Source organism: Streptomyces sp. PR69, assembly GCF_026420845.1.
GTDB lineage: Bacteria > Actinomycetota > Actinomycetes > Streptomycetales > Streptomycetaceae > Streptomyces.
In genome coordinates this window covers 23751-37713 of the sequence record NZ_JAOWCB010000035.1, presented here as the reverse complement: position 1 = coordinate 37713, position 13963 = coordinate 23751, and the positions used below count along the sequence as shown (strand labels likewise).

The window sequence follows — 13963 nt, the reverse complement described above, 5'->3', positions numbered from 1 at the left end:
AGTGTCAGCGGCGGGTCAGCGCCCGGTGCTGGAGCTCCAGCCCGTCGAGCAGGGCGCGCAGACCGGTCTCAAAAGCCCCCTCGTCGATCCGGTCTCTGCGGTCGGCCAGCAGATGGGCCTGGCCGAGATGCGGATAGTCGGCCGGGTCGTAGGCGGAGGAGTCATCGACGAAACCGGCGGCGAAGGACCCGAGCGCCGAGCCGGTGATGAAGTACCGCATCAGCGCCCCGATGCGGGTCGCCTGCGCGGGCGGCCAGCCCGCGCGGACCATCGCGCCGAAGACGGCGTCCGCCACCCGCAGCCCGGCCGGCCTGCGGCCGGGGCCGCGCGCCAGCACCGGCACGGTGTGGGGGTGGGCCAGCAGGGCGGCCCGGTAGGAGACGGCCCAGTCGTGCAGCGCGGTGCGCCAGTCCCGCCCGTCGTCCTCGTCGAACATCGACAGATCGACCTGTGCGCTGATCGCGTCGGCGACGGCGTCGAGGATCTCGTCCTTGTTGCGGAAGTGGTTGTAGAGGGAGGGGCCGCTGACGCCGAGCTCCGCGGCGAGCCGCCGGGTGGAGACGGCGTCGAGCCCCTCGGCGTCCACGAGCGCGCTCGCCTTCTCGACGATGAGCTCTCGGCTGAGGAGGGGCTTGCGCGGTCGGGCCATGCGGCACATTCTGCCCCGACGGGGACTCCGCGATCCGGCGCGATCCGGCGCGGTCTGACGCGCTCTGACGCGCTCTGACGCGATTCGGCGCGATCCTGACTCGATTCGGACGCACGCTGACCTGCGCAGACTCTAAGCGCTTGCTCACCGTCGCGGTATGGTGTTCGTCCTGACAGTGCGGAAGGGGCGAAGGACGATGACTGCGGCGGAGGAGACGGCCCGCGAGGACGCGCCATGGGGCGAGGTCACTCCCGAGGCGGCCAGAAAGCTGCTCGTCGCCGCCGTCGCGGCCTTCGCGGAGCGCGGCTACCACGCCACCACGACCCGCGACATCGCGGGCCGGGCCGGGATGAGCCCGGCCGCGCTCTACATCCACTACAAGACCAAGGAAGAGCTGCTCCACCGGATCAGCCGCATCGGCCACGACAAGGCGCTGGAGATCCTCCAGACGGCCGACGCCTCCGGCGGCACCCCCTCGGAGCGGCTCGCCGAGGCCGTGCGCTCCTTCGTCCGCTGGCACGCGGGGCGGCATGACACGGCGCGGGTCGTCCAGTACGAACTGGACGCGCTCAGCGACGCCCACCGCGCCGAGATCGTCGGCCTGCGCCGCCGCAGCGACGCCGTGGTGCGGGGCATCCTCAACGAGGGCGTGGAGTCCGGCGAGTTCGACGTGCCCGACGTGCCGGGGACGACCGTCGCGGTGCTCTCGCTCTGCATCGATGTGGCGCGCTGGTTCAATGTCGCGGGCAGGCGTACGCCGGACGAGGTCGGCGCGCTCTACGCCGACCTGGTCCTGCGGATGGTCCGCGCGCCGAAGTGACGACGGCGCGCCGGAAGCGGGCTCAGCCCATGTCCGGCGGGCCTTGGCACGGTCGACGGGTCTCCTCCTTCACGCCCTGGAGGCGCGGGGCGACAGCCCCGCAGCCCTCCCCCGGAGGGGGCTGGGGGCGGAGCCCCGCACTCCACCTGGGCCCTGCGGGCCAGGGAGGTACGCCCCGGCGCCGGATGACGCTCCTTGACGGGTGAACATCGCCGGTCGCGGCGCTAGAAGTAGTAGCGGGACACCGTCTCGGCCACGCACACCGGCTTCTCCCCGCCCTCACGCTCGACGGTCACGACCGCCGTCACCTGCACCCCGCCGCCCGCCTCCGTGACGTCCTTGAGCACGGCGGTAGCGCGCAGGCGTGAGCCGACGGGCACGGGTGCGGGGAAACGCACCTTGTTGGCCCCGTAGTTGACGCCCATCGTCATGCCCTCGACACGCAGGATCTGCGGCACGAACACCGGCAGCAGGGACAGCGTCAGATACCCATGGGCGATGACGCCGCCGAACGGGCCGGCCGCGGCGCGCTCCGGATCGACATGGATCCACTGGTGATCGCCGGTCGCCTCGGCGAACAGATCAATCCGCTTCTGCTCGATCTCCAGCCAGTCGCTGTGCCCCAACTGCTCCCCGACCCCGGCACGCAGCTCGTCGGCGGAGGTGAAGACCCTCGGCTCGGCCATGTCCCTGCTCCCTGCCCGTCGCGATCACTGTGCAAGCGCTTGCTCAGCATGCGGGTCAGGGCGGGGCCTGTCAACGGCCCGGCCCGGCGCGGGGGCGCGACGACGCCGCGGTCCGCCCTCGCGCCGCGCCGGTTCGTTCAGTGCATCCAGTATGTCCAGTACGTCAGCGCCCCCGCGCTTACGCCACCGACGCCAAGGCCCCCTGCGTCCCCCGCTTGTCCGGCGCCGTCCCCCGTACCGCCGTCCCCCGCACCGCCGCCGCCCGCTTCGCCGCGTCCACGGCTTCGCGCGTGAGCACCGGCTGCGGCACCACGATGCCGCACTTCGTGCACACCGGGCCGAACGACGGCTCGCACGTGAGATCCTGACGCCAGACGATGTCCGCGCCCCCGCACACCGGACAGGCCGCCCCCGGCTCGGCCTCCAGTGCCGCCGTCAGCCGCCGCAGCACCTCGCCGAGGTGCGCCGTCGGATGGGCCGCCGGGCTGTCGCAGCGGGCGACCCCGTTGCCGCCCCAGGTCCTGCGGTGCCAGTCGTCGATGAACCCCGGTCTGCGCAGCCCCGCCTGCTTCTCACGCCTGCGGCGGACCGCGAACTTCTCCTCGTACGCGAGCCAGACGGCCCGCGCCTCTTCCAGTTCCTCAAGCGCGGCCACGAGCCGCGCCGGATCGGGTTGCCTGTCCTCGGGGCCGAAGCTGTGCCTCGCGCACAGATGGTCCCAGGTCGCACGGTGCCCATAAGGGGCGAACCGCTCCAGGCACTTGCGCAGCGAATAGCGCCGCAGCGCCAGATCGCACCGAGTGTCGCGCACCTGTCTCGCAAGACTCCGGAAACCGGCCATCGCACTGCCACCTCCGTCGCTCGTTCTTCGGCGTCAAGGAATGGACGTACGAGTGCCCGATCCGGCTCCATCGAAAATCCGATGGCCGCCATCAGCCACCCGGGCGGCCGTCTGCCGCTACAGCCGCTCCGCCGCGGTCACCCGGTGCAGATGGATCAGTAGGTCGTATGTGGACGCCGGCCGCACGGGGCGGGCCTCGTCGGGCCAGGCCGTGCCGATGCTCCGCGTCGGACGCGCGACCGCCAGCCAGGCGCGGGCCGCCGCCGGGGCGGTGCGCAGGTCCAGCCAGTAGTCACAGCGCGCCACCCGCTCCAGGGTGCGCTCGGTGCTGCCCGGCGCCGGGGGTCCGACGCGGAACCGCCGCAGCGGCTCTGCCGGATCGGTCAGATCGAGGGCGTTGAACGAGCCCTGCCCGAAGGTGAATCCAAGGCTGACGTAGGCGTCGCCGACCATGTCGCGCAGAAACGCGCCCTGCAGCTTCGGATAGTGCACGGGGTCGCTGCTCTCGTATCCCACATGGCCGTTGTGCGCGGAGAGCAGCATCCGGTGCCCGGTCATCCGCTGCCACCACACGGTGTTCTCCGCCATGACCCGGTCGCGGTAGCGCATGGCCTCCCGGCTGCCGTCGGAGGTGAAGAGGTCGTACGACCACTCCGTGCCGGTCTGGGCGATGGCCTGAGCGTGCTGAAGCACCCACGCGTGCTCCGTGCGGTCGGGGCCGGGCGGCTGCCGTTCCAGCAGCGCGTATGCCTCGCGCACATCGCCGGCCATGGCGCGCCGTTCGGCGAGCGGGGTGCGCATATGCGCCGTGATGGAGGCGTCCACTCCGGCCGTGGGCCACGAGGCCCGGTACAGCTCGCGGAACCGGCCGGGGGTGCGGCCAGCCGGCCGGCCCCCGTCATGAGGGGGGGCTGCCCCCCGGCGGCGGCTTGGCGCACTCCCGGCTCAGCGGCGCCGGTACCGCAGATGCCGCCGTCGTACCCGCCGGAATTCCGAGAGCTTCTCCTGCCATGCCGCGGCGACCTCGTCGTGGTCCGCGCCCGCGTCGATCAGCGTGCGGACCGTCGTCGAGCCGGTCAGCTTGTCGATCCAGTGATCGGGCCGCCAGGCGAATCCGCTCCAGACGCGCTTCGCCGTCACCAGCAGGGCGACTCCGGTGCGGACGGGGTCGTAGGCCTCCCGGTCGTGTACATGGAGCTGGACGCCGCCGACGGTCGTGCCCTGGAACTTGGAGAACACCGGGGTGAAGTACGCCTCCCGGAAGTGCACCCCGGGCAGGCCGAGCCGGTTCGCCGCCTCGGCCCAGCGGCGGTCGACGCCCTCGGCGCCGAGGAGTTCGAAGGGGCGGGTGGTGCCCCGGCCCTCCGAGAGGTTGGTGCCCTCGAACAGGCAGGTGCCCGCATAGACGAGCGCCGTGTCCGGGGTGGGCATATTGGGGCTCGGCGGCACCCAGGGCAGACCGGTCTCGTCGTAGAACGCCGAGCGCCGCCAGCCCGCCATGGGGACGGTCGCCAGCTCCACGGGCCGGGTCAGAAACTCCGCGTTGAAGAGCAGGGCCAGCTCGGCTGCCGTCATCCCGTGCGCCTGGGCGATCGGCTCGCGACCCACGAAGGTCGCGAACTCCCTGTCGAGCACCGGCCCGCAGGCCGCCCGGCCCGTGACCGGGTTGGGGCGGTCCAGCACGACGAACCGTTTCCCCGCGAGCTCCGCGGCCTCCATGCAGTCGTACAGCGTCCAGATGTACGTATAGAAGCGCGCCCCGACGTCCTGGATGTCGAACACCACCGTGTCCACGCCCGCCCCGGTGAAGATGTCTGCCAGCGGCCGGCCCCGCTTCAGATAGGTGTCGTAGACCGGCAGTCCGGTCGCCGGATCGTCGTAGCGGCCTTCGGAGCCGCCTGCCTGCGCGGTGCCGCGGAAGCCGTGCTCCGGGCCGAAGACGGCGACGAGGTTCACCCGCTCGTCGGCGTGCATCACATCCACGATGTGCCGGACGTCGCGGGTGACGCCGGTCGGATTGGTGACCACGCCGATGCGCTCGCCGGACAGGGGCGCGTAACCGTCGTCCGCGAGCTGTTCGAAGCCGGTGCGCACCCGGCGGCCGGAGCGTGCCTTCGCCACCCCCACGCTGTCGGCCTCCCCCACGCCGTTGGCCGCCCCCGCGCTCCCGGCCGCGCCCGCGGCGAGCGCCCCGCCCGTCGCCAGCAGCCCTCGTCTCGACAGGTTCATTCGGCCCACCTCCGCCGCACCGTCACACACTCTCTGTCATGGCCACGCACGCTAGCGTGAACGGGCCTCGGGCGGAACGATCCCCGCGGTGTACTCCCGCACCCTTTCTCCATCGCATACCGACCGGTTAGTCTGCGCCCTGGACGAAGCCGAAGAGGAAGGACGGGCCGGGATGAGCAGCGTGCAGGGCGCCAGGGTCGTGGTCACGGGCGCGGGAGGCGGCATCGGCGCGGCGCTCGCCCGCAGATTCGCGGCCGAAGGGGCCCGCGTCGCAGTCAACGACCTCGACCCGGAGCGCACCAAGGCCATCGCCGACGAGACAGGCGCGCTCGCCGTCCCCGGCGACGCCTCGCACATCGTCGAAGAGGCCCGCGACGCCCTCGGCGGAACCGTCGACGTCTACTGCGCCAACGCCGGACTCGCCTCCCCGGGCGACGCTTTCGCCGGCGAGGACGTATGGGCGGCCGCCTGGGACGTCAACGTCATGGCACATGTGCGCGCCGCCCGCACACTGCTGCCCGGCTGGCTGGAGCGCGGCAGCGGCCGCTTCATCTCGACCGTCTCCGCGGCCGGACTGCTCACCATGGTGGGCGCCGCCCCCTACAGCGCGTCCAAGCACGCCGCCTACGCCTTCGCGGAGTGGCTCTCCCTCACCTACCGCCACCGCGGGATCAAGGTGCACGCCATCTGCCCGCAGGGCGTACGCACCGATATGCTCACGGCCGCCGGATCGGCCGGCGAACTCGTCCTCGCGCCCACCGCGATCGAGCCCGAGGATGTGGCCGACGCGCTGTTCGACGGCATCGAGGCGGACCGCTTCCTGATCCTGCCCCACCCCGAGGTCGCCGGATACTACGAGACCCGCGCGACGGACCCCGACCGCTGGCTCACCGCGATGAACCACATTCAGCAGAAGTGGGAAGAGACGCTGACGGATGGGAAGATTCCCGGGCGGGAACCAGGTTTCCGCCGGTAAGAGCAGCGAACGAACACTCGACGAAAGGCAGGGAGCGGCGATGGCGATGGCCAGGACGACGGACGGGAGCGGCGCACCCGTCCCGCAGAGGCTGCTGGCCGCCGCCACCCGGCTCTTCGCCGAGCAGGGCTACGACCGCACGTCGGTCCAGGAGATCGTCGAGGCCGCGGGCGTCACCAAGGGCGCGCTCTACCACTACTTCGGCTCCAAAGAGGACCTCCTCCACGAGGTGTACGCACGGATGCTGCGCCTCCAGCAGGAGCGGCTGGACGCCTTCGCCGACGCCGACGAGCCGGTGGAGGCGCGGCTGCGCGCGGCCGCGGCGGATGTCGTCGTCACCACCATCGCCAATCTCGACGACGCCGCGATCTTCTTCCGTTCCATGCACCATCTGAGCCCCGAGAAGCACAAGCAGGTCCGCGCGGAGCGCCGCCGGTACCACGAGCGGTTCCGGGCGCTGATCGAGGAGGGCCAGCAGAGCGGGGTGTTCTCCTCCGCCACCCCGGCTGACCTGGTCGTCGACTACCACTTCGGCTCCGTCCACCACCTGTCCACGTGGTACCGCCCCGACGGCCCGCTGAGCCCCCAGCAGGTGGCGGACCACCTGGCGGACCTTCTGATGCGGGCGCTGCGGCCGTAATGCCGTCCAGGGGCTCCGCCCCCGGCCCCCCGCGCCTCAGGCCGTACGGGACCGTCAGAAGACCACCAGCGCCCGGCCCCCCTTGCCCGCCGTCATGTTCTCGAACGCGGCCGGGATGGCGTCAAGCGCGATCCGCTCCGTCACCATCGCGCCCAGATCGAGCCGCCCCGCGCGGATGTGCTCCGCCAGCACGGGAAGGTCCACGGCGGGGTCGGAGTTGCCGTACACACAGCCGGACAGCGTGCGCCCCCAGTGGAAGATCTCCAGGGCGTTAAAGGTGACCTGCTGGTCCTTGCCGCCGATGCCGACCACCGTGGTGCGGCCGCCGCGGCGGGTGGAGTCCCAGGCGGAGCGGATGGCGGCGGCGCGGCCCGCGCATTCGATGGAGACGTCCACGCCGTGGCCCGCCGTGAGCGCCCGGATCTCCTTGGGCGTGGTCTCGGAGGCGAGGAGGAAGTCGGTAGCGCCCGCGGCGCGGGCCAGTTCCTCCTTCGCCGGGGACACATCGACGGCCACGATCGTCTCCGCGCCCGCGATCCGGGCGGCCTGCAGCGCGGCGAGACCCACTCCGCCGACGCCGAAGACGGCCGCCGACTCGCCCTCGCGCAGCCGGGCGGCGTGGTGCACCGCGCCATAGCCGGTGAGGACGGCGCAGCCGAGGAGGGCGGCGTCGGCGAGCGGCACGGAGGCGGGGGCGGGCAGCACGCAGTCCGCGGCGACGACGGTCTCCTCGGCGAAAGCCGCGACGTTGAGGCCGGGGTGCAGTTCGACGCCGTCCGCGGTGACCGCGTAGACATCGCCCACCCCGGCGAGTGCCTTGGCGCACAGCCACACTTCGCCGATGCCGCAGTGGTGGCAGCCGCCGCAGGACGGCGCCCAGTTGAGCACCACGCCGTCACCGGGGGCCACATGGCCGACGCCCGGCCCGACGGAGACGACCGTGCCCGCGCCTTCGTGGCCGAGCACCGCAGGCACGGGCACTCTCATGGTGCCGTTGGACAGGGACAGGTCGGAGTGGCACACCCCGGCGGCGGCCAGGCGGACGCGCACTTGGCCGGGGCCGGGCTCGGGCAGTTCGATCTCGGTGATCTCCAGCGGGGAGCCGATGGAGGGCAGAACGGCGGCGCGGACCATGGTGTGCGGAACTCCCTGTCAGAGCTGGAGGGACTTGGTCTGGAGGTACTCGGACAGCCCGTGCGGGCCCAGTTCGCGGCCGACGCCGGACTGCTTGTAGCCGCCGAAGGGGGCGAGCGGGTTGAACCGGCCGCCGTTGACGTCGATCTGGCCCGCGTCCATCCGCCGGGCGAAGGCGACGGCCTCTGCCTCCTCCCCCGCCCAGACGCCGCCCGCGAGCCCGTAGACGGTGCCGTTGGCGATGCGTACGGCCTCGTCCTCGTCCGCGTACTCGATCATCGCGACGACGGGGCCGAAGATCTCCTCCTGGGCGATGGTCATCTCCGGCGTGACATCGGCGAACAGGGTCGGGCTGACGTAGTAGCCCGTCTCGCGCGGGGCGTCGGGGCCGCCCGCGACCAGCCGTGCGCCCTCGGCGATGCCCTTCTGGATGTAGCCGAGCACCCGCTGCTGCTGCTTGGCGCTGACCAGCGGGCCGATCCGCTCGCCGGGCGCATACGCGGAGATCGCGGCGGCCGCGAGGGCGACGGCCTCCTCGTAGCGGTCCTTGTGGACCAGCATCCGGGTCCAGGCGCTGCATGTCTGGCCGGAGTTGGCCATGACATGGGCGATGCCCGCCTTGACGGCCTTCTCCAGATCGGCGCTGGGCAGGATGACATTGGCGGATTTGCCGCCCAGTTCCAGGGCGACGCGTTTGATCGCGCCGCCGGCGGTGGCGCCGATCTGCCGGCCGACCGCGGTGGAGCCGGTGAAGGAGACCAGATCGACGTCGCCATGGGCGGCCAGCGCCTGCCCGGCGACCGCTCCGAGCCCCGTGACCAGGTTGAACACTCCGGCGGGCAGCCCGGCGTCATGGACGGCCCCGGCGAAGAGCTGAGCGGTGAGCGGGGTGTCCTCGGCGGGCTTGAGGACGACGGTGCAGCCTGCGGCCAGCGCGGGGGCGACCTTGGCGACGATCTGGTGGAGCGGATAGTTCCACGGTGTGATGGCGGCGACGACGCCGACCGGCTCCATGAGCACCGTGGAGTTGCCGATCGTCTCCTCGAAGGAGTACGAGGCGGCGAGCTCCGCGTAGGAGCCCGCGACCAGCAGCGGCAGCCCGGCGTGGACCTTCTGGGAGAACGCGAGCGGCGCGCCCAGTTCGGCGGTGACGGTCTCGGCGATCTCGTCCTTGCGGGCGGCCAGCGCGTCGCGCAGCGCGGTGAGCTTCGCCGCGCGCTCCGCGGGCGGGGTGGCGGCCCAGGCGGGGAAGGCGGCGCGGGCGGCGCGTACGGCGGCGTCGACGTCCCGGGCGTCGCCCGCCGGCACCTGCGCGATGACCTGCTCGTCCGCGGGGTTCACCACGGCGATGGACTCCGGTCCCGCCGCGGGCGTCCACCGGCCGTCGATGTACATGCCGTCGTGCGCCTTCATCGCGCTCCCTCCGAAGCTCCTGACCGACCGGAAACGATGCGCCCGCATCGTACGGGCGCATCGGGCCGGACCGTCAAACTAGCGCTGTTAGTTTGACGGTGCCAGAGGCGTGATCTCGACAGGGAAGCCGTTGAGCACCGCGGTGCCGGACAGCGGGTCGAGCCGGGAGCCGTCGAGGAGCTGGTTGACATTGGCCCCGGGGTGCGCGGCGGCGACGCTCATCCGGGTGCCGGGCCGGTCGTGTCCCCAGCCGTGGGGCAGGCTCACCACTCCGGGCCGCACCGCGTCGGTGATCTCCACCGGGGCGGTCACCTGTCCGCCGTCCGCCGCGATCCTGGCCGGTTCGCCGTCGCGCAGGCCGAGCCGCTGGGCGTCCGCCGGGTGGACATGGAGCGTGCAGCGGTTGGAACCGCCGTTCAGCGAGGGCACGTTGTGCAGCCAGCTGTTGTTGGAGCGCAGATGGCGGCGGCCGACCAGGACGAGACCGGCGGGCCGCTCGGACAGTGCGCGCCGCAGCCGGGGCAGATCGGCGGCGATCGGGGCGGGCAGCAGTTCGATCCGGCCGCTGCGGGTCCTGAGCACCTCGGGCAGCCGGGGCTTGAGCGGGCCGAGGTCGATGCCGTGGGGCCGCTCCAGCAGGCGCTGGAGGGTGAGGTCGTACGGTCCGAGGCGCAGCATCATGTCGAGCCGCCGCTCGGGCCCGGTGCGGCCGGTGAGCCGGGCGGCGACGGCGTCGGGGTCCTGGCCGTGCACGGGCGAGGAGGGGTCGGCGACCGCCTTGCCGAGGGTCGTGGCGATCACCGTGTCGTCGAGCGCGGAGGGGTCCTGGCCGTGCATCCCGCACACGGCGAGGACGAGCCGGGCGTGTATCTCGCATTCGTCCATCAGCCCGGGCTCCAGCGGCACGGGCGCCGGCGTGTAGCGCACCTGGTTGTGGACGGCGAGAGCGTTGAAGGCGAAGTCGAAGTGGGGGCTCTGGGAGGGCGGCGGCACAGGCAGCACGACATGTGCGTGGCGTGAGGTCTCGTTGAGGTACGGATCGACGCTGACCATGAAGTCGACTCCGGCCAGCGCCCGGTCGAGCCGGTCGCCGTCGGGGGCGGAGAGCACCGGGTTGGCGGCCACCGCGAGCACGGCGCGAATCCGCCCGGCGCCGGGAGTGTCGATCTCCTCGGCGAGAGCGGCCATGGGCAGTTCGCTCTTGGCTTCGGGGTGGCCGCCGACCCTGCTCGCCCAGCGGCCGAGCGCGAAGCCCTTGCCCGGTCCGGGCGGGCGGGGCGCGCGGTCGGTGGCGGCGAGGGGGAAGAGCGCGCCGCCGGGGCGGTCGAGGTTGCCGGTGAGCACATTGAGGACGTCCACCAGCCAGCTGGCGAGCGTGCCGTGTTCCACGGTGCTGCTGCCGATGCGTCCGTAGACGGCGGCGGACGGCGCGGCGGCGAGTTCGCGGGCGAGGGAGCGGATGTCCTCGGCGTCGATGTCGCAGGCTGGGGCGACGGCCTCGGGTGTGAAGTCGCGCAGGGCCTCGCGGAGTTCGTCCACTCCTTCGACATGCTCTTCGAGGGCCCCGAGGCCGGTGAGCTTCTCCTCGAACAGGACATGGGCGAGGCTGGCGAGGAGCAGGGCGTCGGCGCCGGGCCGGATGGGGAGGTGGCGGGTGGCCAGCCGTGCGGTGCGGGTGCGGCGGGGGTCGACGACGGTGAGGGTGCCGCCGCGTTTGCGGAGTGCTTTGAGCCTGCCGGGGAAGTCGGGCGCGGTGCACAGGCTGCCGTTGGATTCGACGGGGTTGGCGCCGAGGAGCAGCAGATGCGCGGTGCGGTCCAGGTCGGGGACGGGGATGGCCGTGGCGGAGCCGAAGAGGAGACCGCTGGAGACGTGTTTGGGCATCTGGTCCAGGGTGCTCGCGGTGAAGAGGCTGCGGGTGCGCAGCAGCGAGAGCAGGACGGGCGGGTAGAGCGCCCCGGCCATGGTGTGGACGTTGGGGTTGCCGAGGACGACGGCGACGGAGTCCGGGCCGTGCTCGGCGACGAGCGGCGGCAGCCGGGCGGCGATCGCGTCGAACGCCTCCGCCCAGCTCGCTTCGCGCAGCTGCCCGCCGCTGCGTACGAGGGGGGCGCGGAGCCGGTCGGGATCGGCGTCGAGCTCGCCGAACGACGCCCCCTTGGGGCAGATGAAGCCCCGGCTGAAGATGTCGTGCCGGTCTCCGCGCGCCCCGGTGACGCGCCCGTCCTCGACGGTGAGGCTGAGCCCGCAGGTCGCCTCGCACAGGGGGCAGATGCGCAGTGCGGTCCGGGCGGCGGGGGTGCGGGACATGGCTCCTCCACATGGGGGCGGCGGCAGCGTGACGCGCGGGACGCACTCACCATACCGACCGGTACGTAGGTGCGGGAACCCCTTGCGGCGCGCCCGCCGCACACAGGCGCGGGCACCCGCCGGGGTCACCGGAGCCCGCGGGAATCAGCCGAGAATCCGGATCAGTCCAGAATCCGGGCCAGATAGGCCCGCAGCAGTTCCCTCGTCTCCGCGACGACGCCCTCGTCCCCCGCGGGGCTGACCCGGAAGGCCAGCTGCAGCAGCGCGTCCGCCGCCTCCACCGAGACCAGCATCGCGCGGCGCAGCTCAGGGTCGGCGACCCGCCCGAGATGGCCGGAGAGCAGCTCCAGCAGCAGGTCGGAGACCTGATGGTTCGGGCCGTCCGCGGGTGCTCCGACCGGAATCTGCGCGCCGAAGTCGACCAGGGCGAAACCGGCCACGGTCCGTTTCATCGCCAGATACTCGTCCAGTACGACATCCAGCGCCGCCCGCCAGTCGCCCGGCCGCAGCCCGCCGATCCGGCGGGTGATCCGCTCGGCATAGGCGTCCAGATTCCGCAGGGCCAGCGCATCGGCCAGGGCACGCTTATTGCCGAAAAAGCGGTAGACGGAGCCGATGGGCACGCCCGCGCGCTCCGCGACCGCACGCGTGGTCAGCTCCTCGTATCCGCACTCGTCCAGCAGTTCGGCGCAGGCGTCCAGAATCCGGGCCAGCCGGTCGGCGCTGCGCTGCTGTACGGGCACACGGCGGAGATGAGCATGCGGCTCCACAGGGGACACGCGCCCCATCATGCCGTCCGCACGCCGTCATATGGCGGGCCTTCACCGATGCCGCCGACACCGTTCACGGATGCCGTTGACGGATGCCGTTGACGCGGCGATCCCGCAATCCTACGGTTGTACATAGGATTCCTTGAGCACCAGGAGCGTGCGATGAGCAGCGGTATCGAGCAGGCGCGGAAGACCGCCGAGGGGCTGACCGACCGGTCGTACTCCTTCGGCTTCGGCAATGAGCACAGCTCGGAGGCGGTCCCGGGCGCACTGCCGCAGGGTCGCAACTCCCCCCAGCGCGCCCCTCTCGGCCTGTACGCGGAGCAGCTGAGCGGCACCGCCTTCACCGAGCCCAGGGCGCACAACCGCCGCTCCTGGCTGTACCGCATCCGCCCCTCGGCCGCCCATCCGCCGTTCACGCGCGTCGACAACGGCGCGGTGCGCAGCGCGCCGTTCACCGAGACGGTCCCCGATCCCAACCGGCTGCGCTGGAACCCGCTGCCCGAGCCCGCGCCCGGCACCGACTGGCTGGCCGGGCTGTGGACGCTGGGCGGAAACGGCGATGCCACGCAGCGCACGGGCATGGCCGTGCACCTTTACCACGCCAACGCCCCCATGACTGACCGGGTGTTCAGCGACTCGGACGGCGAGCTGCTGATCGTGCCGGAGCGCGGCGGACTGCTCCTCGTCACCGAACTGGGTCTGCTCGCCGCCCGCCCCGGCGAGGTGGCACTGATCCCGCGCGGAGTGCGCTTCCGCGTCGAGCTGCTGGACGAGAGCGCCCGCGGCTATGTCTGCGAGAACTACGGCCGCCCCTTCGAGCTGCCCGACCTCGGCCCGATCGGCGCCAACGGCCTGGCGAACGCCCGCGACTTCCGCGCGCCGACCGCCGCGTACGAGGATGTGGAGCGGCCGGTCGAGGTCGTCAACAAGTTCTGCGGCAACCTGTGGTCGGCCGTCTACGGCCACTCCCCCCTCGACGTCGTCGCCTGGCACGGCACCCATGTGCCGTACGTCTACGATCTGCGCCGCTTCAATGTGATCGGCTCCATCAGCTATGACCACCCCGACCCGTCGATCTTCACGGTGCTGACCTCGCCCTCCGACACCCCGGGCCTGGCGGGAGTCGACTTCGTGGTCTTCGCCCCGCGCTGGCTGGTCGGCGAGGACACCTTCCGCCCGCCGTACTTCCACCGCAATGTGATGAGCGAGTACATGGGCCTGATCGAAGGCGCCTACGACGCGAAAGCGGAAGGCTTTGTACCCGGCGGCGGCTCGCTGCACAACATGATGTCGGCGCACGGCCCGGACCGGGACACCTTCGACCGGGCCAGCGCCGCCGAGCTGAAGCCGCAGAAGATCGACGACGGCCTTGCCTTCATGTTCGAGACCCGCTGGCCGGTGACCGCCACCCGGCAGGCGGCGACCGCACACCATCTGCAACAGGGGTACGACGACGTATGGCAGGGTCTTGAGCGACACTTCCGGTCGTAAC

13 protein-coding genes are annotated in these 13963 nt (G+C 72.2%); 4 read left to right on the top strand and 9 right to left on the bottom strand.

The features are described 5' to 3' along the window. Nucleotides 1-4 precede the first annotated feature (4 nt). Nucleotides 5-649 (bottom strand): TetR/AcrR family transcriptional regulator, encoded by a 645-nt coding sequence (locus OF819_RS24905; protein WP_267245868.1) that lies wholly within the window; start codon nucleotides 647-649, stop codon nucleotides 5-7. A 196-nt stretch (nucleotides 650-845) separates the two neighbouring features. On the opposite strand from OF819_RS24905, the gene OF819_RS24900 reads away from it, so the two are divergent. Continuing rightward, entirely contained in the window at nucleotides 846-1469 is a 624-nt protein-coding gene (locus OF819_RS24900; protein WP_267245867.1) for a TetR/AcrR family transcriptional regulator, read from the top strand. Between the two features lie 224 nt (nucleotides 1470-1693). Here OF819_RS24900 and OF819_RS24895 read toward each other — a convergent pair whose 3' ends face one another. From OF819_RS24895 to OF819_RS24880, 4 genes are all read right to left on the bottom strand, one after another. Then, nucleotides 1694-2155: a MaoC family dehydratase gene (locus tag OF819_RS24895; RefSeq protein ID WP_267245866.1), complete on the bottom strand. Its 462-nt coding sequence runs from the start codon at nucleotides 2153-2155 to the stop codon at nucleotides 1694-1696. Between the two features lie 178 nt (nucleotides 2156-2333). Continuing rightward, entirely contained in the window at nucleotides 2334-2996 is a 663-nt protein-coding gene (locus OF819_RS24890; protein ID WP_267245865.1) for a hypothetical protein, read from the bottom strand. A gap of 117 nt (nucleotides 2997-3113) precedes the next feature. Further along, on the bottom strand, nucleotides 3114-3851 hold the full coding sequence (locus tag OF819_RS24885; RefSeq protein ID WP_267245891.1) for an erythromycin esterase family protein: 738 nt from the start codon (nucleotides 3849-3851) through the stop codon (nucleotides 3114-3116). Nucleotides 3852-3941: 90 nt separating this feature from the next. Next, a complete protein-coding gene (locus OF819_RS24880; RefSeq protein WP_267245864.1) occupies nucleotides 3942-5225 on the bottom strand; it encodes a DUF1343 domain-containing protein in 1284 nt (427 codons plus the stop codon). Nucleotides 5226-5397: 172 nt separating this feature from the next. On the opposite strand from OF819_RS24880, the gene OF819_RS24875 reads away from it, so the two are divergent. Together OF819_RS24875 and OF819_RS24870 are read left to right on the top strand one after the other, a co-directional pair. Continuing rightward, nucleotides 5398-6201: an SDR family oxidoreductase gene (locus OF819_RS24875; RefSeq protein WP_267245863.1), complete on the top strand. Its 804-nt coding sequence runs from the start codon at nucleotides 5398-5400 to the stop codon at nucleotides 6199-6201. A gap of 46 nt (nucleotides 6202-6247) precedes the next feature. Continuing rightward, nucleotides 6248-6841 carry a TetR/AcrR family transcriptional regulator gene (locus OF819_RS24870; protein ID WP_267245862.1) on the top strand — a complete coding sequence of 198 codons (594 nt, stop codon included), beginning with the start codon at nucleotides 6248-6250 and terminating at the stop codon, nucleotides 6839-6841. Nucleotides 6842-6895: 54 nt separating this feature from the next. Here OF819_RS24870 and OF819_RS24865 read toward each other — a convergent pair whose 3' ends face one another. From OF819_RS24865 to OF819_RS24850, 4 genes are all read right to left on the bottom strand, one after another. Continuing rightward, nucleotides 6896-7975, bottom strand: coding sequence for a Zn-dependent alcohol dehydrogenase (locus tag OF819_RS24865; protein WP_267245861.1), 1080 nt, complete (start codon nucleotides 7973-7975; stop codon nucleotides 6896-6898). An 18-nt stretch (nucleotides 7976-7993) separates the two neighbouring features. Beyond that, complete coding sequence (locus OF819_RS24860; RefSeq protein WP_267245860.1) at nucleotides 7994-9388, bottom strand: aldehyde dehydrogenase family protein; 1395 nt, start codon at nucleotides 9386-9388, stop codon at nucleotides 7994-7996. Nucleotides 9389-9475: 87 nt separating this feature from the next. Next, the gene (locus OF819_RS24855; RefSeq protein ID WP_267245859.1) at nucleotides 9476-11698 is read right to left on the bottom strand and encodes a molybdopterin oxidoreductase family protein; all 2223 of its coding nucleotides are present in this window, start codon (nucleotides 11696-11698) and stop codon (nucleotides 9476-9478) included. Nucleotides 11699-11859: 161 nt separating this feature from the next. Then, entirely contained in the window at nucleotides 11860-12486 is a 627-nt protein-coding gene (locus OF819_RS24850) for a TetR/AcrR family transcriptional regulator (protein ID WP_267245858.1), read from the bottom strand. Between the two features lie 144 nt (nucleotides 12487-12630). Between OF819_RS24850 and hmgA the strand changes: the two genes are divergently transcribed. Continuing rightward, nucleotides 12631-13962 carry a homogentisate 1,2-dioxygenase gene (hmgA, locus tag OF819_RS24845; protein ID WP_267245857.1) on the top strand — a complete coding sequence of 444 codons (1332 nt, stop codon included), beginning with the start codon at nucleotides 12631-12633 and terminating at the stop codon, nucleotides 13960-13962. Nucleotide 13963: the final 1 nt, after the last annotated feature.

What these genes read in the sequence shown, in the direction of transcription:
- OF819_RS24905 (WP_267245868.1), bottom strand. Translation starts at nt 649, where the DNA reads ATGGCCCGACCGCGCAAGCCCCTCCTCAGCCGAGAGCTCATCGTCGAG.
- OF819_RS24900 (WP_267245867.1), top strand. Translation starts at nt 846, where the DNA reads ATGACTGCGGCGGAGGAGACGGCCCGCGAGGACGCGCCATGGGGCGAG.
- OF819_RS24895 (WP_267245866.1), bottom strand. Translation starts at nt 2,155, where the DNA reads ATGGCCGAGCCGAGGGTCTTCACCTCCGCCGACGAGCTGCGTGCCGGG.
- OF819_RS24890 (WP_267245865.1), bottom strand. Translation starts at nt 2,996, where the DNA reads ATGGCCGGTTTCCGGAGTCTTGCGAGACAGGTGCGCGACACTCGGTGC.
- OF819_RS24880 (WP_267245864.1), bottom strand. Translation starts at nt 5,225, where the DNA reads ATGAACCTGTCGAGACGAGGGCTGCTGGCGACGGGCGGGGCGCTCGCC.
- OF819_RS24875 (WP_267245863.1), top strand. Translation starts at nt 5,398, where the DNA reads ATGAGCAGCGTGCAGGGCGCCAGGGTCGTGGTCACGGGCGCGGGAGGC.
- OF819_RS24870 (WP_267245862.1), top strand. Translation starts at nt 6,248, where the DNA reads ATGGCCAGGACGACGGACGGGAGCGGCGCACCCGTCCCGCAGAGGCTG.
- OF819_RS24865 (WP_267245861.1), bottom strand. Translation starts at nt 7,975, where the DNA reads ATGGTCCGCGCCGCCGTTCTGCCCTCCATCGGCTCCCCGCTGGAGATC.
- OF819_RS24860 (WP_267245860.1), bottom strand. Translation starts at nt 9,388, where the DNA reads ATGAAGGCGCACGACGGCATGTACATCGACGGCCGGTGGACGCCCGCG.
- OF819_RS24855 (WP_267245859.1), bottom strand. Translation starts at nt 11,698, where the DNA reads ATGTCCCGCACCCCCGCCGCCCGGACCGCACTGCGCATCTGCCCCCTG.
- OF819_RS24850 (WP_267245858.1), bottom strand. Translation starts at nt 12,486, where the DNA reads ATGGGGCGCGTGTCCCCTGTGGAGCCGCATGCTCATCTCCGCCGTGTG.
- hmgA (WP_267245857.1), top strand. Translation starts at nt 12,631, where the DNA reads ATGAGCAGCGGTATCGAGCAGGCGCGGAAGACCGCCGAGGGGCTGACC.